The sequence below is a fragment of the Christensenellaceae bacterium 44-20 genome (genome assembly GCA_041223705.1).
GTDB lineage: Bacteria > Bacillota > Clostridia > Christensenellales > Christensenellaceae > QANA01.
On the sequence record JBCLQU010000001.1, the window covers coordinates 126,638 to 145,340 of the forward strand.

The following is an 18,703-nucleotide window of genomic DNA, read 5'->3' on the forward strand; positions in this document are numbered from 1 at the left end:
AAAAGCCGCAGGTTTTGGCCTGCGGCTTTTGCTTATTCATGATCATCGATCTCCGAGAGATTATACGGCGTTTGCTGATATACATAATAGTTGAGCCAGTTGCAATATAATAGATTCGCATGCCCTCTCCAGCGGACGATGGGGCTGAGCGTGGGATCGTCCTCTGGGTAGTAGTTGCAGGGGACGGCGATCTCGAGGCCTTTTGCGATATCGCGGTCGTATTCGCCTTTGAGCGTATGCGGATCGTATTCTGAATGGCCGGTTACGAAGATCTGCCGCCCGTTTTTGGCGATGGCGATATAGACGCCGGCCTCGGGGGATTCGCTGATGATATGCAGCGATGGATTTTTCTCGATCTCTTCCCGGTTGATCCCGGTATGCCGGGAATGCGGCGCCCAGAAAATATCGTCGAACCCGCGGGTGAGCTGCGTGGATTTATCCGTGACATGGTGCTCGAATATGCCAAACATCTTGGCGGGCAGCTCGTGCTTGGGGATTCCGTAGTGATAATACAGCCCGGCCTGGGCGCCCCAGCAGATATGGAACGTGGAAAAGACGTTCTTTTTGCTCCATTCCATGATCTCGCAGAGCTCCTCCCAGTAATCCACCTGCTCGAACGGGAGGTTTTCCACGGGCGCGCCCGTGATGATCAGGCCATCCAGCTTGGAAGAGCGGATCTCCTCGAAGGTTTTATAAAAAGTCTCCAGGTGCGTTTTGGAGGTGTTTTTAGATTCATGCGATTTTGGGCGCAGCAGGATGATCTCGACTTGCAGGGGCGAATTGCCAAGAAGGCGCAGAAGCTGCGTCTCAGTCTCGATTTTGGTGGGCATCAGGTTCAAAATTGCAATTTTAAGCGGGCGGATATCCTGCGTGCGCGCGCGCTCATCCGTCATAATGAAAATCCCTTCGTCAGACAGCGTTTTGGCTGCCGGCAAACTGCTGGGAATGTTGATTGGCACGGTTTGTTCCTCCCTTTTTTGAAGTCGCCAAGGCGTTTGACAACTATTATACTTTATCTTAGAATGATTGTATAGAAGAGAGTGCAAATATTTTTTGGGGAATGAAGATATCATGAGCAAAATCAGCGAGTGGATGAAAAATAAATCTCACGATTTGGCGGAAGAGCTGGTGGGCATCAACGCCCGGCATCTTCTGACGGATAACATCAGCGGCTTTGGCATGAAGGGAAGGGTGATTGAGCTGCTTTCCGAGCTGAAAACGGCGCTTTTCCCGAGCTTATATGAGAGGGAGCTGGTGAATGCGGATTATCTCTCGGCCAAGGTGATGGATAAACTCAACAACGCGGCGATGCTTTTGAACGCGATGATCCGCGACGTTCTGATCAACAAATGCGAGCTGGAAAAAAAGCAGAACTGCGGCGGCAGGGAGTGCTTTGCCCATGCCGATGAGATCACGGCGCAGTTTATGGAGCGGGTTTTGCAGGTCCGCAAAATGCTGACGCTGGATATTGCGGCGGCCTATGAGGGCGATCCTGCGGCCAAGAACGTCGAGGAGATTTTGCTGAGCTATCCTTCGGTCGAGGCGGTCAGCATCTATCGCTTGGCGCACGAGCTGTTTTTGCTGGAGGTGCCGCTCATTCCGCGGATCATGACGGAGTATGCGCATCAGCTGACCGGCATCGATATTCACCCCGGCGCGAGCATTGGCAGCAGCTTTTTTATCGACCACGGCACGGGCGTCGTCATCGGGGAGACCTGCGTCATCGGCAACCGCGTCAAGCTGTATCAGGGAGTAACGCTGGGGGCCAAGAGCTTTGAAGTGGATGAGCGGGGCAATCCGGTCAAGGGAGTCAAGCGGCACCCGAATATCGAGGATAACGTCGTGATCTATGCCGGGGCGACCATTCTGGGCGGGGATGTTACCATCGGGCACGACAGCGTCATCGGCGGCAACGTCTGGCTGGTGCATTCTGTTCCGCCGCATACGACGGTCTATAACGCGGCGCCAAAGCCCATCATCTCCCAGAGAAAATAGAATTTTTGAAAACTTGAAACAGAAAGAAGGAATTTGCTCCCAGGGGGAAGAATAAATAGCATAACCAATTATTCTTTCGAGTGAAAAAAGTGAATAGGGAAGAAAAATCCTCAGAGAAAACATTTTTTCTGCGGGGGTTTGTTTCAATATAAAACAAAGGGGATGTTTCGCATGATTCAGTTGATTTATGGGTCCAAGGGAAGCGGAAAGACCAAGCGCTTAATTGAAATGGTGAATGCCGAGGCAAAGGCCGCGGATGGAAATGTCGTTTTTATGGACGACAACAAGCGCTATATGTACGATGTGGATCGGGAAGTGCGCTTTGTAGATGTTACAGAGTATAATGTGGATACTGAAGATAAGCTATACGGCTTCCTGTGCGGAATGCTTGCCCAGAACTTCGATATTTCGGCTATCTATATGGATGCGTTTTTGCACATGATCGGCAAAACGCCGGATGAGCTGACAGAGTTTTTTACAGAGCTGGATATTCTGGCGGATAAGAATAATCTGAAGATTGTGCTCAATGTCAGCGCGGATATCGCGAACATCCCAGAACTTTTAAAACAATATGTCATCTAGCCCTTTCAAGGCCGCGGCAATGCCCCGCGGCCTTTTGATTTGCCGCAGTTTCTGATAAAATACGCCAAAGAGCCGGGAGTTGCTTATTGAATGCAAAAAGGCGGCGTGCTATAATCTAAATGTACCAACATATATTTGGAGGGATAGCATGAATTTAATCAGCACCAGAAATTCCGGAGAGAGCATTCCGGCGATTGCGGCCGTCTTAAAAGGCATTGCGAGAGACGGCGGGCTTTTCGTCCCGGAAGTTTTCCCGATCATTACGCTGGATATGTTTACAGAGCTGGGAAAGATGCCTTATCATAAAGTGGCGGCGCGGGTGCTTTCCGCCTTTTTTGGTTTTAGCGATGAAACTGCGGAGAACATGACGCGGTCTGCCTATGCCAGATTCGACGACCGGGAGGTTGTCCCGATTCAGAAGCTGGGCGATAAGGAATATGTCATCGAGCTGTTCCACGGGCCGACGCTGGCCTTTAAGGATATGGCACTGCAGGTTTTGCCCAGGCTGATGGAGCGCGCTTTGCAGGGCGCGGAGCAGGATGTTCTGATCCTGACGGCGACATCCGGCGATACGGGCAAAGCCGCGCTGGAGGGCTTCTGCGACGTCCCCAGAACGCGCATCGCGACGTTCTACCCGGCAGACGGAGTCGCCCAGATGCAGCGGCTGCAAATGGTGACGCAGGAGGGCGAGAACACCTATGTCTGCGGCGTGCAGGGCAATTTCGACGACGCACAGACGGCCGTCAAGCGCCTGTTTGCCGACCCGGCATTCGTGCAGGCTGTGGCGGAAAAGGGATATACGCTCTCTTCTGCAAACTCCATCAATTTCGGCCGGCTCTGCCCGCAGATCGCATACTATCTCTATGCCTATGCGCGGCTGGTTGCGGCGGGGGAGATTCGCCTGGGAGAGGAAGTCAATATCGCGGTGCCCACGGGCAACTTCGGCAATATTCTGGCGGCCTATTATGCCAAGCGCATGGGGCTGCCGGTGGAGCGGCTGATCTGCGCTTCCAATAAGAATACTGTTTTGACGGATTTCTTTGAGGGCGGCGTCTACTCTGCCAACCGCGAGTTTTACCGAACGATCTCGCCTTCCATGGATATTCTCATTTCCAGTAACCTGGAGCGCCTGCTTTTTGAGCTGTATGACAGAAACCCGGGCTATATCCAGGAGCTCATGCACGAGCTGAATGAGAATGGGCGCTTTACGGTGGATACCAGCATCAAAGTGCGGATGTCCCGGGATTTTTACGCCGGGTTTGCAGACGAATATCCCACCATGCGCACCATCAAAAAGATGTTCGATACCTATGGCTATCTGATGGATCCGCATACGGCTGTGGCTCAGCATGTCTATGAGCAGTATAATAAGCTGATGGGGACGAGAACGCCGACCATTCTGGCATCCACGGCGAGCCCCTTCAAGTTCTCGGAAGACGTGCTGTTTTCCATCAGCAAGGAGCGCGTGGACGATCCCTTCCTGGCGGCGCAGAAGCTGGCCAGCCTGGCAGAGATGCCCATTCCGGAAGCGATTGGCAAACTGGCACATAAAAAACAGCGGTTCTCGGATGTCGCCCGCCCGGAGCAGCTGGGCAAAATGGTTCTGGAGAACCTGTAGAAGAGGGAAAGATTATGGCAGAAGCGGAAAAGAAGATTATATTCAGCGGCATTCAGCCCTCGGGAAACCTGACGCTGGGCAACTATCTGGGGGCTCTGAAAAACTGGGTGGCTTTGCAGGATGATTACCACTGCTATTACTGCGTGGTCGATATGCACGCGATCACCGTGCGGCAGGAGCCGGCGGAGCTGCGCAGAAGATGCGGCGACCTTGTGGCGCTTTACCTTGCGGCGGGGCTGGATCCCGAGAAAAACACCATCTATATTCAGTCGCATGTCAGCGCGCACGCAGAGCTGGCCTGGATTTTGAACTGCTACACCTATATGGGCGAGCTCAACCGCATGACGCAGTTTAAAGAGAAGGCACAGCGGCACCCGGATAACCTCAACGCCGGGCTTTATACCTATCCCGTTCTGATGGCGGCGGATATTCTGCTTTATCAGACGGATATGGTGCCGGTGGGCGTGGATCAGAAGCAGCATCTGGAAATCGCCAGAGATATTGCCATGCGCTTTAATAAGATTTACGGCGATGTTTTTAAAATTCCTGAGCCGTATATCGGCAAGGCCAGCGCCAAGATTATGAGCCTGCAGGAGCCGGAAAAGAAGATGTCTAAATCCGATCCCAACGAGAACGGGTTTATCACGCTGCTGGATCCGCCGGAGGTCATTCGGCGCAAGATTCGGCGGGCCGTAACGGACAGCGACGGGCAGATCCGCTACAGCGAGGAGAAACCCGGGGTTTCCAACCTGCTCTCCATCTATGCGGCGATTCACCATATGGAGCCGGAGCAGGCGGAGAAGCAGTTTGCCGGGCAGGGGTACGGCGTGCTCAAAGATGCCGTGGCAGATGCGGTTGTGGGCGAATTGGAGCCGCTGCAAAAGCGCTTTTATGAGATCCGCGCAGATAAGGAGCTGATCAACTCCATCATGCAGTCGGGAGCGGAGAAGGCGCAGAGGGCCGCCAATAAAACGCTCTGGAAGGCGCAGAAGAAGATCGGCTTCGGCCCGCGTAAGTTCTAAATAAGAGCGGCAAACCTGCCGCTCTTTTTCGTCAGAGCGAAACAGGATGGGAGGCGGTATTTTGAAAAGAAAATGCAAGGCGGTTTTGGCAGTGGTTTTGGCGGTTTGCTGTTTGGCAGGGTGTGTTCCAGCGGAGCCGGAGCAGCCGTCTGCGCCGGCGGAATCCGGCTCTGCACCCACGATTTTTGCAGACGCCGCGGCTGATTTTGAGCGGCTGCAATTTGAGACGCAAGACCTGGAGGGCAATGCCTGCGACAGCAAAGAGCTCTTTGCCCTGCATGATCTGACGCTGGTCAACATCTGGGCTACGTGGTGCGGCCCCTGCATCGAGGAGATGCCTGCGCTGGAGGCAATCTACGAGGAAGGGGAGATTGGCGTCGTAGGCATCGCTGTGGAAAGCGAAAAGCAGGAGACGGCTGAGCTGGCGGCGGAGATTGCGGCAGAGCTGGGCGCGACATACCCGAACCTGCGGCCGACGCAGGAGATGATTCGGGATTTCCTGGCAGACGTTGCCTATCTACCCACGACGATTTTTGTGGACAGCGACGGGAAGGTGGTTGGCGGCGGCCTGTATATCGGCGGGCGCGGCGAACTGGAATGGAGAGATACCATTGAAAGCGTGCAAAAAAGCATGGAATAACAGGCTCTTCGCGCTGCTGCTCCTGCTGGGCGGCATTGCGCTGATGGCGGCGGGCGCGGCGCGGGGAGAGCTGGGCGTCGTTTTGGCCAGAGCGACGAATATCTGTATGGAGTGTATTGGAATTGGGTAAGGCGCGGCGTGCGATACAAGCGGCGGTCTCTCTTGCCGCAAACAGCTATGTGATCGGCTTTCTGAAGGGGAAGATTTACCGGGGGAGCCTGAAAAACCTATGCGTTCCGGGGCTGAATTGCTATTCCTGCCCGGGCGCGCTGTTTTCCTGCCCTTTGGGCGGGGTGCAGGGCGTCATTGGGAGCCGCCAATATCAGCTCTCGCTCTTCTTTATTGGCTTTTTTATGGCGGTCGGAGCGCTTTGCGGCCGGTTTGTCTGCGGCTTTCTATGCCCGTTCGGTTTTTTGCAGGAACTCATCCATAAAATTCCCAGCAAGAAAATCCGAAATTTTAAGGGAGATATGCCGCTGCGGTATTTGAAATACGCGGTTCTGGTGCTGTTTGTCCTGCTGCTGCCTATGTTTGCGGTGGATGCTTTTGGGCAGGGAGAGGCATGGTTTTGCAAATACATCTGCCCTGCGGGCACTTTGGAAGGCGGCGTGATCCTGCCGCTGCTCAATCAGGGTTTGCGCGCGGCAATCGGGGCGCTTTACCGCTGGAAGGTCGGCATTTTAGTTGCGCTTCTGCTGCTTTCCATCGCGATCTACCGGCCATTTTGCAAATATCTTTGCCCATTAGGCGCCATTTATGGGCTGTTTAACCGTGTGGCGCTGCTGCGCTACCGGGTGGACCAGGAGCGGTGCACACAGTGCGGGGCATGCCAGAGGGCCTGCCAAATGGGAGTGGATATCACAAAAGGGATGCACCTCTCCGAGTGTATTTTCTGCGGAGACTGCAGGGCCGCATGCAAGGCGGGCGCGATTTCTTTTCGCGCGGCGCGGGGAAAAAAGACTGGAGATGCAATAAATTTTAAAAGGGACGCAGGAATCTAGTAAAAATATATCGAATTATTTAATGTAGCAATTCTAAGCATCATAAATCAAATGGAGGTTTGGCATGACCAAATATATTGTAGCGCACGATTTTGGTACAAGCGGCAATAAATCCACTCTGTTTACTACAGAGGGAAAATGCCTGGGCAGCATCACGGTTCCTTACCCGACGGATTATTCCAACGTCGTCTGGGCGGAGCAGAAGGGCGAGGATTGGTGGAAGGCATTCTGCGAGAGCACCAAAACACTGCTCAAGGACGTCGATAACAAGGATGTTCTCTGCGTGAACTTCGACGGCCACTACCCGGGCTGCCACTGCATCGACAAAGACGGCAAAGAGCTTTACCCGGCTATGATCTGGCAGGATATGCGCGCAGAGGCAGAGGCGAAAGAGATCAGCGCCAAGACGCCTAACTGCAATTTCGGCTGGCGGCAGGACGGCCTGCTCAACAGCGTCTGCACGCTGCCCAAGCTCATGTGGGTGCGCAACAACATGCCTGAAATTTACGAGAAAACCTATAAAGTTCTGGCTTGCCCCAACGACTATATCATCCTGAAGCTGACGGGCAAATACGCCATCGACCACACCAACGCCGAGAGCACGGGCTTCTATGATCCGGCGATTCAGGATTGGTCTGACGAGATTCTGGAAGCTGCCGGCATGAGCCGCGATGTGCTTCCCGAGATTCACAACATGACGGATATCATCGGCGAGGTTCCTGAGAAATATGCCGAAGAGACTGGCCTTGCCGCCGGAACCAAGGTGATCATGGGATGCGGCGACGGCCCTGCCTCCTCCATCGGCGCAGGCAACATCGATCCCGGCGATGCGTATATCAGCGGCGGCTCCTCTGCATGGGTTTCCGGCGTTGGCCCCGGCGGGAAACAGCTGGGCGGCACCTGCCAGACGGCGGGCTCTTCCTTCAGCTGGCTGAAAAACGAGATCTGCAAAATCGAGCAGAAGCTGGCGGAGGAATCCAACGGGGAAAAGACAGTATTTGATATCATCAATGAGGAAGTTGCCTCGGCGCCGGTCGGCTCCAATGGCGTGATGTTCCTGCCGCACCTGATGGGCGAGCGCGCGCCGCGCTGGAACCCCAAGGCTAAGGGCTCTTTCCTGGGCATTACGCTGGCGAACACCCGCGCAGATCTGCTCCGTGCAGTTGTCGAGGGCATCGTTCTGAACCTGAACTGCATCTTGACGGAGATCCGCAAAGAAATCGACGTCAATGAGCTGATCATGATCGGCGGCCTTGCAAAGGGCGATGTTGTCCGCCAGATTTTTGCAGACGTCATGAACGCGAAGATCATCAAGCTCAAGCATATGGATGAAGTTGCTTCCATGGGCACGGCGGTTATCGGCGGCATTGCAATGGGCATCTTCGAGAATGAAAGAGCGGTTAAGAAGTTCCACGAGGTTGAGGCTATCAACGAGCCGAATCCCGAGGCACATGCGGTTTACGAGAAGATCATCCCGCTGTTCGACAAGGCATATTTCTGCCAGGTCGATCTGTTCGAGGAAATGGCAAACCTGAAGCTCTAAGAGAATGCAGAAGAGACGCGCATAAGGCGCGTCTCTTTTTTGTGGGTTATTTTGGAGAAACGGGGCGGAGTACTATAACGGCACTATATTATTGTATTTTTGTGATAAATTAGTGGAAAACGATGCAAAAATGCGGTATAATGATTTTAATCGCTACTGAAATTAAAGATTTCAAACGGGTTCCCAGATTCATTGAACCATGGCGCCGCCTGTTTCGCCGCGGCGCTGGAAGGGGAAGCAAGTTGGCGCTTGCCTTTATCATGGTATAATAAATGCACGGCTTAAGCGGAAAGGCTATGCCCTTCCCAAGCCTGGGCATTTATTGACGGCTGCCGCCAGCGCACACTGCGCGCTGACGACATGGTAGAATAAAAACACCTAATATTGAGATGGACAAAACAAAGCGGATGTTGTTTTGGACAGAGAAAGGAAAAAGAGAGATGTTTTGTACAAAATGCGGTGCGCAGATACCGGACGGCGCGAAGGAATGCCCTGTTTGCAGTAACAAGGAAGAATTGCTGCGCCAGGAAGAGGGAAAACAGGCCGTGCATATGCCGGAGGCGGAGGCTGATGTGCCTGCGGGTGCAGACACGCCGCAGAAGAAAAAGAAACTGCTTCCTCTCATCCTGGGCATCGCGGCTGTGTGTCTGGTGGCCATCGGCATTATTTTAGGTGTGCAGGGCGCGCAGAAGGCCAAGCTCAAGGAAGAGCTGATGCGAGGCTGGAGCCGGGTCGAGGAGAGCAGCGGCGGAGCATATTATCGGCTTGTGCTCGATTTTGATGAAGATACTGTGGATGTTAACTTTGAGGCTGCTGCAATCTTTGGGCTGGACAAAAGGCTTGCAAGCCTGGAATATAAGGTCATCTCGGGCAACAAAATTAAGATTCTGGATTTTGATGAGGAATTTACGATCGAGTTTGATAAAGAGCATGAGAGCTTCCGAATCACACCTGCCCTCGTAGATACCGACTATTATTATGAATATTGGTACAATTTCGATTGATGCCGGAGCATGAAAAAAGAGCTTTCATTTTGAAAGCTCTTTTTCGTTTTGAATGTTTAGGCGTGGGAGAGCGCCTGCTCGAGATCGGCGATGATGTCATCCGCATTCTCGATGCCCACGGAAAGACGGATCATATCTCCGGGGACGCCGGCTGCCGCGAGCTGTTCATCCGTCAGCTGGCGGTGCGTGGTGCTGGCAGGATGCAGCACACAGGTGCGCGCATCGGCCACATGCGTTACGATGGCGGCCAGCTGGAGGTGATCCATGAAGGCCATGGCGCCTTCTCTTCCGCTTTTTACGCCAAAGGAGATGACGCCGCATGTTCCGTTGGGCATATATTTCTGCGCCAGAGCGTGGTATTTGTTGCCGGGAAGGCCAGGATAGTTTACCCAGGCGATCTTATCGTTGGATTCCAGCCATTCTGCGATTTTCTGCGCGTTTTTGCAGTGCTGTGCCATGCGAAGCGCCAGGGTCTCCAGGCCAAGATTGAGCAGGAAAGCGTTTTGAGGCGACTGAATCGAGCCCAAATCGCGCATCATCTGGCTGGTGGCTTTGGTAATATAGGCGGCCTTGCCGAATTTTTCCGCATAGCGAATGCCGTGATAGGATTCATCCGGCTCGGTGAGGCAGGCGAATTTTTCTGCGTGTGCAGACCAATCGAAGTTGCCGCTGTCGATAATCGCGCCGCCCACAGCAGAGGCATGGCCATCCATGTATTTGGTCGTGGAGTGCGTAACAATATCCGCGCCAAATTCAAAGGGACGCAGGTTGATAGGGGTGGGGAAGGTATTATCGACGATGAGCGGAACGCCATGGCTATGGGCGGCCTTGGCGAATTTTTCGATATCCAGCACAGCCAGGGACGGGTTGGAGAGCGTTTCGCCAAACACGCACTTGGTATTTTCGCGGAAAGCGGCGTTGAGCTCTTCCTCGGTGCAGTCTGGGGAGATGAACGTCACTTCGATGCCCATTTTTTTCATGGTCGTGGAAAACAGGTTGAGCGTTCCGCCATAAATTGCGGAAGCGGAGATGAAGTGATCGCCCGCCTGGCAGATATTAAAGACGGCAAAGAAGTTTGCCGCCTGGCCGGAGGAGGTAAGCATCGCGGCCACGCCACCCTCCAGCGCCGCAATGCGCGCGGCGACGGCATCATTGGTCGGGTTTTGGAGCCGAGTATAGAAATAGCCGCTGGCTTCCAGATCAAAAAGCCGGCCCATTTCTTCGCTGGACTCGTATTTAAATGTTGTGCTCTGGTAAATCGGCAGAATTCTGGGCTCGCCATTTTTGGGCGAATACCCGGCCTGCACGCAGAGAGTTTCGAGATGTTTGTCCATTGCTTTCTCCTTATATTACTTTTCTTATCTATAAAATAACACAATGACCAAGAGATTGTAAAGCCGAGGCGGGGGAATCAGTTCCAAAAGAAAGCGTTTTTTTGGCGGATCACTATGAGGCGGATTTTTCGTTTCGGGCAATAAAAATATCGCAATCCACCAATGTGAACTGCGATACTTTTTGGAGGCGCCACCCAGATTTGAACTGGGGGTGAAGGCTTTGCAGGCCTCTGCCTTACCTCTTGGCTATGGCGCCATGAATGCGGCTTTAAGCCGCATTGTGAATTGGAGCGGAAGACGAGATTCGAACTCGCGACATTCGCCTTGGCAAGGCGACGCTCTACCACTGAGCCACTCCCGCAACTATTTGGCGACCTGGATGGGGCTCGAACCCACGACCTCTAGCGTGACAGGCTAGCGTTCTAACCAACTGAACTACCAGGCCACATTACTGTGAGCAAGTATTATTGTACCCGATGGCCTGATAATTGTCAAGCAAGACGAGAGAAAACTTTCATATTTCTTTCGACTTTCTATACCTATGCCGCTCTGGGCGGAAAGTTTCCGGATTTTTGCAAAAAACGCACAGAATTTGCAAATGGCCGGAAGAGACAAGCTATGATATACTAAAATAATATGAGGCAGGGGCAGTGTGCAGAGGAAGGAAGCGGCAAATGCCCGGGAGGAGAAACGATGGCAGCAGAAAAAGAGCAAAATGCGCGGGTGCTGGACAAAATTGCAGAGCCGTTGCTCAAGTGGTATTCGAAAAATGCGCGGATACTGCCCTGGCGGGAGAGGCCGGAGCCATACCGCGTTTGGGTCAGCGAGATTATGCTGCAACAGACTCGGGTGGAGGCAGTCAAGCCCTATTATGAGCGGTTTCTTTCTGCACTGCCCAGCATTGCGGCTTTGGCAGAAGCGCCGGAAGAGCAGCTGCTAAAGCTCTGGGAGGGGCTTGGGTATTACAGCAGAGCACGCAATCTGCAAAAAGCGGCGCAGAAAGTGATGCAGGAATATGGCGGAGCACTGCCAGCCAGCTATGAACAGCTGAAAAGCCTGCCGGGCATTGGGGAATACACAGCCGGGGCGATCGCTTCCATCGCGTTTGGCATCGCTGTGCCTGTGGTGGATGGGAATGTTCTGCGCGTGATTTCCCGGATCACTGGCAGTTTCGAGCAAGTTGATACGACGGCATGCAAAAAGCGCATATGGAAGGAGCTTGGCCAGATCATGCCGGGCGACGTGCCGGGAGATTTTAATCAGGCGCTGATGGAGCTCGGGGCGACGGTCTGCCTGCCAAACGGGGCGCCGCTCTGCGAGCGCTGTCCTCTGGCCGAGGGGTGCATTGCCCGGGCCAACGGATGGATCCCGCAGATTCCCGTCCGTGCGCCAAAAAAGCAGAAAAAGGTGGAGCATCATACAGTTCTGCTCCTATGGCAGGATGGCAAAATTGCCTTGCAGCGCCGGCAGGAGAGGGGGCTGCTGGCGGGCATGTGGCAATTCCCCAGCCTGGCTGGCCGGCTTAGCCGGGAAGAGACCAAGCGGGAGCTGGAGCAGCAGGGTGCGGAAATTTTGGAGATTCGGCCGGCGGGGCAGGCCCAGCATATTTTCACGCACATCATCTGGAAGATGAACGGCTATGATATTTGCCTGAAGCAGCCGCCCGGCTGGGAGGGTTTGCAGTTTTGGGAGCCGCAGGAAATGCTGGAAAGGGTGGCACTGCCCGCGGCTTTCCGGCATTATACGGCTCTGGTGCGGCAGGCCGCAGAAAAAGAAAGAGAGGAGTAAAAAGCGTGGCAAAGATATTTCTGGTGGAGGATGATGCGCGCATCAGCAAGGAGCTGGCTTCTTTACTGGGCAAATACGGCTATGAGTGCCAAACGGCGCAGAATTATGAGAATATGGTAGACGTTATTTTAGCCGCCCAGCCGCATCTGGTATTGCTGGATATTAACCTGCCCATGTACGACGGCTACTACATCTGCCGGGAACTGCGCAAGAGATCCGGCATTCCCATCATCGTCGTAACCAGCCGGGACAGCGACAGCGACGAGCTGATGAGCATGAATCTCGGCGCGGATGATTTTATCACAAAGCCTTATAACACGCAGATTTTGCTGGCGCGCATTGCGGCGGTGCTGGCCCGGGCCTATCAGCAGGAGGGGCAGAGCATCGAGCATAACGGCCTGCGGCTTTCGCTGGGAGACGGCAAAATTTACTGCGGGGAACAGCAGGCAGAGCTGACGAAAAATGAACAGCGCATTTTGCACCTGCTCATGGCCAGCAAGGGGCAGGTGGTCAGCCGGGAAGAGATGATGAACGCGCTTTGGCAATCGGATGAGTTTGTAGATGACAACACGCTGACCGTCAACATCAACCGCCTGCGCAAAAAGCTGGCACAGGTAGGCCGGGAGGATTACCTCATCACAAGGCGGGGCATGGGGTATTTGGTCTAGCGCTGGGCGCGGCGGCCTGACGCCTATCTTGAATTTGGAGAGACAGCGATGCTGAAAAAACTGTTGAAGGAGCAAATTTGGGCGATTCTGATCTATCTTGGGACGATGGCGTTTTCCGGATGGATTTTGATGGCCTATCATATGGGCGCTCAGGCGCTGATTTTCTTTGAAGGCTGTTTTCTGGTCTGCGGGATCGCCTGCCTTCTGATCTATCTTTTGCCGCGGTACCGATTCTATCAGGAGGCGGCACGGGCGCAGCAGGAGCTGGAGGAAAAATATATGCTCTACGATATCCTGGAGGCGCCGGGGTTTTTGGAAGGGCAGATTCTCTGCGCGCTGATGGAGGAGGCGGGCAGAGCCATGAAACAGCGGATTGCGGCATATGAGCGCGCTTCCCAGGAATACCGGGAGTATATCGAGGCGTGGGTGCATGAAGTGAAAACGCCGATCGCTTCGGGCAAACTGCTGGCGGAAAACAACCCATCCGAGCAGATGGACGCCATGGCCAGCGAGCTTTCCAAAATCGATTCGTATATTGAGCAGGCGCTCTATTATGCCAGAAGCAGCAGCGCTGAGAAGGATTATCTGGTGCGCCGGCATTCCCTGGAAGAGCTGGTGCGCGGCGCACTGCGCAGCCAGGCGCGGCCGCTCATTCTGGGCGGCGTTGCTGTTCACATGGAAGCGCTGGATTTTGCTGTTTATACGGACGCGAAATGGATGAACTTTATGCTGGGACAGGTTTTGGGAAATTCGGCCAAATACGGAGCCAAGAACCTGCGCATCTGGGCAGAGGAGAGCCGGGAATATACCCTGCTGCACCTGGCAGACGACGGCATCGGCGTTGGCCGGCAGGATATCGGCAGAATTTTTGAAAAAGGGTTTACGGGCGAAAACGGCAGGGTTTATGGAAAATCCACGGGCATGGGGCTTTATTTATGCAAAAAGCTCGCGGATAAGCTGGGACTGGGCATTTCGGCCTATTCGGGCGAAAAAGGCGGCCTGCGCATCAGCTTTGTCTTCCCAAAAGGCAGCCTTACAGAAATGTAAGGAAAGTGTAAGCCAGGCAAATGGCAAGCCGTTTTATTTTGGGCTACACTAATACTCGAAGGGCGCAAAGAGCGCCCAAGCGTGAAATGAGGTGTTAGCAAAAATGGGGTCAGTTTTAAGCGTACAGAATATTGAAAAATACTACGGCAGCAAAGGAGCCATCACCAGGGCGATCAACCACATCAGCCTGGAAGTGGGCAAGGGGGAGTTCCTGGGCATCATGGGCGCCTCGGGCAGCGGCAAGACGACGCTGCTCAACTGCATATCGACCATCGATAAGGTAACGGCAGGGCGCATCATCGTCGGCGGGCGGGATGTAACGCATCTGAAAGGAAAAGAGCTCTCCAAATTCCGCCGCCAGCAGCTTGGCTTTATTTTTCAGGATTTTAACCTGCTGGATACGCTGACGGCCTATGAGAATATTGCGCTGGCGCTCTCCATTCAGAACGTCCCGGCGCAGGAGATCGAACAGCGCGTGCGCAAAGTGGCCGCGCAGCTGAGCATCGGGCATGTTTTGGATAAGTTTCCCTATCAGATGTCCGGCGGCGAAAAACAGCGGACGGCCAGCGCCCGGGCGATCATCACGAATCCTTCCCTGATTTTGGCGGATGAGCCGACGGGCGCGCTGGATTCCAAATCGGCCCGGATGCTGCTGGACAGCCTGGTGCGCATGAACGACGGCCTTGGAGCGACGATTCTGATGGTTACGCACGATGCTTTCACGGCCAGCTATGCCAAGCGCATCCTGTTCATCAAGGACGGCGAGATTTTCAGCGAGCTGGTTCGGGGCGGAGACAGCCGGAAGGAGTTTTTTGAGCGCATCCTTCAGGTCGTAACGCTGCTTGGAGGTGATAGCGATGTCCTCTATTAAGCTGGCTTTTAAAAACGTCGGCAAGAGCATCCGGGATTACGCCATCTACTTTCTGACGCTGGCGCTGGGCGTCTGCATCTTCTATGTGTTCAACTCCATGGATTCCCAGGCATTGCTGACGGGCCTCTCTATGGCCCAGGGCGGCGTGCTGGAAATGCTGGTTACGGCCATCAACGCGACTTCCGTCTTCGTCTCGGCAATTTTGGCCTTCCTCATCGTATATGCCAACAAGTTTTTGATGCGGCGCAGAAAAAAGGAGCTGGGGGTCTACCTGATTTTGGGCATGCCCAAAGGCAAGGTTTCCTTCATTTTAGCGATAGAGACGTTTATCATCGGCCTGTTTGCCCTGGCCATGGGGCTGGTTGCCGGCGTTCTGCTCTCTCAGGGGCTGTCTGTGCTGGTGGCATCCATGTTTCAGGTCAAGCTGGAACTGTTCCAGTTTGTGTTTTCCACCGCGGCGCTGCTCAAAACACTGCTGTATTTCGGCGCGATTTTCCTGATCGTGATGCTGCTCAACGTCGTGCATGTCTCGAGATGCAAGCTGATTGCGCTGATAAACGCCGAGCGCGCCAATGAAAAGACATACAGCGGAAAGCTCTGGCTCTCGGTTCTCGCGTTTATCGCCTCGGCAGGCTGCCTGGGATATGCCTATCAGCAGATCATCGATAACGGCCTTGTGCTTTTGAACGACCAGTTCAACCGGGCGATCCTGTTCGGCGTGATCGGGACGCTGCTCTTCTTCTTTTCGCTTTCTGGGTTTTTGCTCAAGCTGATCAAGAGCAACAAGGCGCTCTATCACCGGGGGCTGAACAGCTTCGTATTCCGGCAGCTGAACTCCAAAATCAACACCAACTTCCTTTCCATGACGTTCGTCTGCCTGATGCTGTTCTTTGCCATTGCCGTTACGGCGACGGGCTCCGGGCTCAACTATGCGATTACTAAAACCGCCATGGAAAACGTGCCCTATGATGCGACGGTCTCCTTCGACGCCGTAGGGGAGCAGGGGGCGCAGGCGCAGATGCAGGAAAATGGCTTTGAGCCTGGCCATTATTTTAAGGAGAGCTGCCTGTTCTCCTACCGTGAGACGGGCGTGAAATACACGCAGTATCTGGATTCGGCAGATTTTCCCTCTAGCGGCACCAATATCAGCAGCCGGACGTTCGACGCGATCTCCGTCTCGGAATATAATGCGCTCATGCGCCTTCAGGGCAAGAAGGAGATTGCGCTGGGCCAGGGGGAATACGCCGTCAGCGCGGCGGCGGAAAAGACGCAGGGCGCAGGGCAAAAACTGCTGGATACCGGCGCTGTGATCCAGATTGGGCAGGAGCAGCTAAGGCCGGCAAAGGCGGCGCTGCAAACAGACTATTTTGAAACCATGAGTTCCAATCCCATCAACCTCGTCCTGATTTTGCCGGATGAAGCTGCCGCGCAGATTCCGGAATACCGAACCTGCCTGGCGGGCAACTATCCCAGCGGAGACAGGGAAGCGCTGGATTTGCAGCTGGACACGGATTATGAAGGCGTGTGGCCGGGGATGCGCATCGTAACGGCGGGGCGCGTGATGATGATGCAGACGGGCATGAAGGCGATGGTGCTGTTTGTGCTGCTCTATCTGGGCATCATCTTCCTCATCGCGGCTTCGGCGGTTCTGGCTTTGCAGCAGCTTTCGGAAACGGCGGATAATGTTTCCAGATATGCGCTGCTGCGCAAGCTGGGCGTAGACGACGATATGGCCAGAAAAGCCATGCGCCGGCAGGTTGCCCTCTATTTCTTCATTCCGCTGGCTCTGGCGCTGGTGCATTCGGCCGTTGCCATCTATGTGGTCAACAAGATGGTGATGGAGTTTAAAGTCCAAAGCTCGCTGCTCAGCATTCTATGCTCGGCAGGGGTGCTGCTGGTGCTCTATGGCATCTACTATTTTGCCACATACCAGAGCTGCAAGGGCATGATTCGGGAACGCAATAAATAGCTCATACCAGTCTATCTGTTCGGGCGCGCGGGAGCTTCCACCTGCGCGCTCATTTTTATGAGATAAAAAATTGCAAAGCTTCTATACAATGCGGCTTTTTTTGGTATAATAAAGTGATAGCAGAGCGGCTGGAAGCCGCCAATTTTGGGAGGAACCTATGGCGAAGATAACGATCGATTTTAACCATATGCTCGCATCTAGCATCGGGGAGCATGGAATTTGCGAGGAGGAAATTGCGCGCTGTGCAGGCAGGGTTGCGAAAGTGCATGAAGGCCTTTGTGCGAAAAGAAAAATGAATGCCTGGCGGGAGCTGCCGCATAACCAGGATGAGATCGTCCGGGATATTTTAAAGACTGCGGAAGGCATTCGGGAGAAATTCGAGTATTTTGTGGTATTTGGCATTGGCGGCTCTGCCCTTGGGATGAAGGCGCTTTTTTCCGCGCTCAAGCATCCGAGGTATAATGAACTGCCCAGGGAAAAGCGCCAGGGGCCAAAGATTTATATTGTGGACAACGTCGATCCGGATTCCCTGAACGCGCTTCTTGACGTGATCGATATTCGGAGGACGGCTTTTAACGTCATCACCAAATCCGGCAATACGGTGGAGACCATGTCGCAGTTCATGGTGGCGCTCTCCATGCTCAAAGAGCTGGGCGAGGATTTGAAGGAGCATATTTTCCTGACCACGGATAAGGAAAAGGGCATTCTGCGCAAAATTGCCAACCAATATGGCTTTCAGACGTTTGTCGTTCCAGATGGCGTGGGCGGCCGCTTCTCCGTGCTCAGCCCGGTGGGCCTGCTGCCTGCGGCGGTTATCGGCATCGATATCGAGGCGCTGCTGCGCGGCGCGGGGCAGATGCATGCGCTTTGCCAGAAGCCGGCGCTGGAGGAAAACCCGGCGTATATGTATGCGATGCTCTATTTCATCGCGATGAAAAAGGGCGTCAATATCTCGGTGATGATGCCATACGCGGACGGCCTTTTGTGCACGGCGGAGTGGTATGCGCAGCTTTGGGCGGAATCGCTGGGCAAGAAAGTGGATATCCGGGGCAATACCGTGCACGCCGGGCAGACGCCGGTGCGGGCGCTGGGTGTGACGGATCAGCACTCGCAGGTTCAGCTCTACAACGAGGGGCCGTTTGATAAAATCATCACGTTCGTTACGGTGCAGAACTTCCGAAGCAGCCTAAGCATCCCATCTTCTCCCATCGAGATGCCGGATACGCAGTATCTGGCCGGGCAGAGCTTCAACAAGCTCATCGCGTCCGAACAGGCGGCCACGGAATATGCCGTAACCAGCGCAGGAAAGATGAACATGCGCATCACGCTGGAGCGGGTAGACGAAGAAAGCCTGGCGGCGCTGCTGTTCTTCCTGGAGATGGCCACGGCCGCGGCCGGAGAGTTTTTGGAGATCGACGCCTTCGATCAGCCGGGGGTCGAGGCCGGCAAGATCGCGACTTTTGCGCTCATGGGCCGGGAGGGATATGAGCAGAAAGCAGAGGAGCTGAGCAAAAAAGAGAATGGCAATCCCGCTTTTTGCTATGAATGCAATTAGATAGCCCAAGGAATGCGGAGCCGGCATGGCCGGGGCCGCATTCTTTTTATATCATCAGGCGCCGGC

Annotated in this window: 17 protein-coding genes and 3 tRNA genes; 15 read left to right on the top strand and 5 right to left on the bottom strand. The window is 54.2% G+C overall.

Annotated elements, in window-relative coordinates; translation table 11 throughout:
* Nucleotides 1-32 precede the first annotated feature (32 nt).
* A complete protein-coding gene (gene metA / locus AALG83_00690; protein MEY8381681.1) occupies nt 33-959 on the bottom strand; it encodes a homoserine O-succinyltransferase in 927 nt (308 codons plus the stop codon).
* Between the two features lie 112 nt (nt 960-1,071).
* On the opposite strand from metA, the gene epsC reads away from it, so the two are divergent.
* The 9 genes from epsC (at nt 1,072) to AALG83_00735 (ending at nt 9,405) form a co-directional block, all read left to right on the top strand.
* The gene (gene epsC / locus AALG83_00695) at nt 1,072-1,995 is read left to right on the top strand and encodes a serine O-acetyltransferase EpsC (protein ID MEY8381682.1); all 924 of its coding nucleotides are present in this window, start codon (nt 1,072-1,074) and stop codon (nt 1,993-1,995) included.
* A 171-nt stretch (nt 1,996-2,166) separates the two neighbouring features.
* Nucleotides 2,167-2,577, top strand: coding sequence for a hypothetical protein (locus AALG83_00700; GenBank protein MEY8381683.1), 411 nt, complete (start codon nt 2,167-2,169; stop codon nt 2,575-2,577).
* 148 nt (nt 2,578-2,725) lie between these two features.
* Nucleotides 2,726-4,195 (top strand): threonine synthase, encoded by a 1,470-nt coding sequence (thrC, locus tag AALG83_00705; GenBank protein ID MEY8381684.1) that lies wholly within the window; start codon nt 2,726-2,728, stop codon nt 4,193-4,195.
* 14 nt (nt 4,196-4,209) lie between these two features.
* Entirely contained in the window at nt 4,210-5,217 is a 1,008-nt protein-coding gene (trpS, locus tag AALG83_00710) for a tryptophan--tRNA ligase (GenBank protein ID MEY8381685.1), read from the top strand.
* Between the two features lie 61 nt (nt 5,218-5,278).
* The gene (locus AALG83_00715) at nt 5,279-5,857 is read left to right on the top strand and encodes a TlpA disulfide reductase family protein (GenBank protein MEY8381686.1); all 579 of its coding nucleotides are present in this window, start codon (nt 5,279-5,281) and stop codon (nt 5,855-5,857) included.
* Nucleotides 5,829-5,987 carry a CD1871A family CXXC motif-containing protein gene (locus AALG83_00720; protein MEY8381687.1) on the top strand — a complete coding sequence of 53 codons (159 nt, stop codon included), beginning with the start codon at nt 5,829-5,831 and terminating at the stop codon, nt 5,985-5,987. The genes AALG83_00715 and AALG83_00720 overlap by 29 nt, the downstream gene beginning before the upstream one ends.
* Nucleotides 5,974-6,858 (top strand): 4Fe-4S binding protein, encoded by an 885-nt coding sequence (locus tag AALG83_00725; GenBank protein MEY8381688.1) that lies wholly within the window; start codon nt 5,974-5,976, stop codon nt 6,856-6,858. The genes AALG83_00720 and AALG83_00725 overlap by 14 nt, the downstream gene beginning before the upstream one ends.
* Nucleotides 6,859-6,922: 64 nt before the next feature.
* Nucleotides 6,923-8,401, top strand: a complete 1,479-nt coding sequence (locus tag AALG83_00730) for an FGGY-family carbohydrate kinase (GenBank protein MEY8381689.1) — start codon at nt 6,923-6,925, stop codon at nt 8,399-8,401.
* Nucleotides 8,402-8,841: 440 nt separating this feature from the next.
* Complete coding sequence (locus tag AALG83_00735) at nt 8,842-9,405, top strand: zinc ribbon domain-containing protein (GenBank protein ID MEY8381690.1); 564 nt, start codon at nt 8,842-8,844, stop codon at nt 9,403-9,405.
* A 56-nt stretch (nt 9,406-9,461) separates the two neighbouring features.
* Here the strand turns inward: AALG83_00735 and AALG83_00740 are convergent, their stop codons facing one another.
* The 4 genes from AALG83_00740 to AALG83_00755 form a co-directional block, all read right to left on the bottom strand.
* On the bottom strand, nt 9,462-10,739 hold the full coding sequence (locus AALG83_00740) for an O-acetylhomoserine aminocarboxypropyltransferase/cysteine synthase family protein (GenBank protein MEY8381691.1): 1,278 nt from the start codon (nt 10,737-10,739) through the stop codon (nt 9,462-9,464).
* Nucleotides 10,740-10,921: 182 nt separating this feature from the next.
* Nucleotides 10,922-10,995: transfer RNA gene (locus tag AALG83_00745), tRNA-Cys, on the bottom strand.
* A 30-nt stretch (nt 10,996-11,025) separates the two neighbouring features.
* Nucleotides 11,026-11,100: transfer RNA gene (locus AALG83_00750), tRNA-Gly, on the bottom strand.
* 7 nt (nt 11,101-11,107) lie between these two features.
* Nucleotides 11,108-11,184, bottom strand: a tRNA-Asp gene (locus AALG83_00755).
* 248 nt (nt 11,185-11,432) lie between these two features.
* Here AALG83_00755 and mutY point away from each other — a divergent pair.
* The 6 genes from mutY to AALG83_00785 all read left to right on the top strand — a co-directional run bounded on the left by mutY (nt 11,433) and on the right by AALG83_00785 (nt 18,637).
* Nucleotides 11,433-12,527 carry an A/G-specific adenine glycosylase gene (mutY, locus tag AALG83_00760; protein MEY8381692.1) on the top strand — a complete coding sequence of 365 codons (1,095 nt, stop codon included), beginning with the start codon at nt 11,433-11,435 and terminating at the stop codon, nt 12,525-12,527.
* A gap of 5 nt (nt 12,528-12,532) precedes the next feature.
* A complete protein-coding gene (locus tag AALG83_00765) occupies nt 12,533-13,195 on the top strand; it encodes a response regulator transcription factor (protein MEY8381693.1) in 663 nt (220 codons plus the stop codon).
* A gap of 48 nt (nt 13,196-13,243) precedes the next feature.
* Nucleotides 13,244-14,242 carry a sensor histidine kinase gene (locus tag AALG83_00770; protein MEY8381694.1) on the top strand — a complete coding sequence of 333 codons (999 nt, stop codon included), beginning with the start codon at nt 13,244-13,246 and terminating at the stop codon, nt 14,240-14,242.
* Nucleotides 14,243-14,345: 103 nt separating this feature from the next.
* Nucleotides 14,346-15,113, top strand: coding sequence for an ABC transporter ATP-binding protein (locus tag AALG83_00775; protein ID MEY8381695.1), 768 nt, complete (start codon nt 14,346-14,348; stop codon nt 15,111-15,113).
* Nucleotides 15,100-17,082 (top strand): FtsX-like permease family protein, encoded by a 1,983-nt coding sequence (locus AALG83_00780; protein MEY8381696.1) that lies wholly within the window; start codon nt 15,100-15,102, stop codon nt 17,080-17,082. The genes AALG83_00775 and AALG83_00780 overlap by 14 nt, the downstream gene beginning before the upstream one ends.
* A gap of 157 nt (nt 17,083-17,239) precedes the next feature.
* Nucleotides 17,240-18,637 carry a glucose-6-phosphate isomerase gene (locus AALG83_00785; GenBank protein ID MEY8381697.1) on the top strand — a complete coding sequence of 466 codons (1,398 nt, stop codon included), beginning with the start codon at nt 17,240-17,242 and terminating at the stop codon, nt 18,635-18,637.
* The last annotated feature ends 66 nt before the right edge of the window (nt 18,638-18,703 follow it).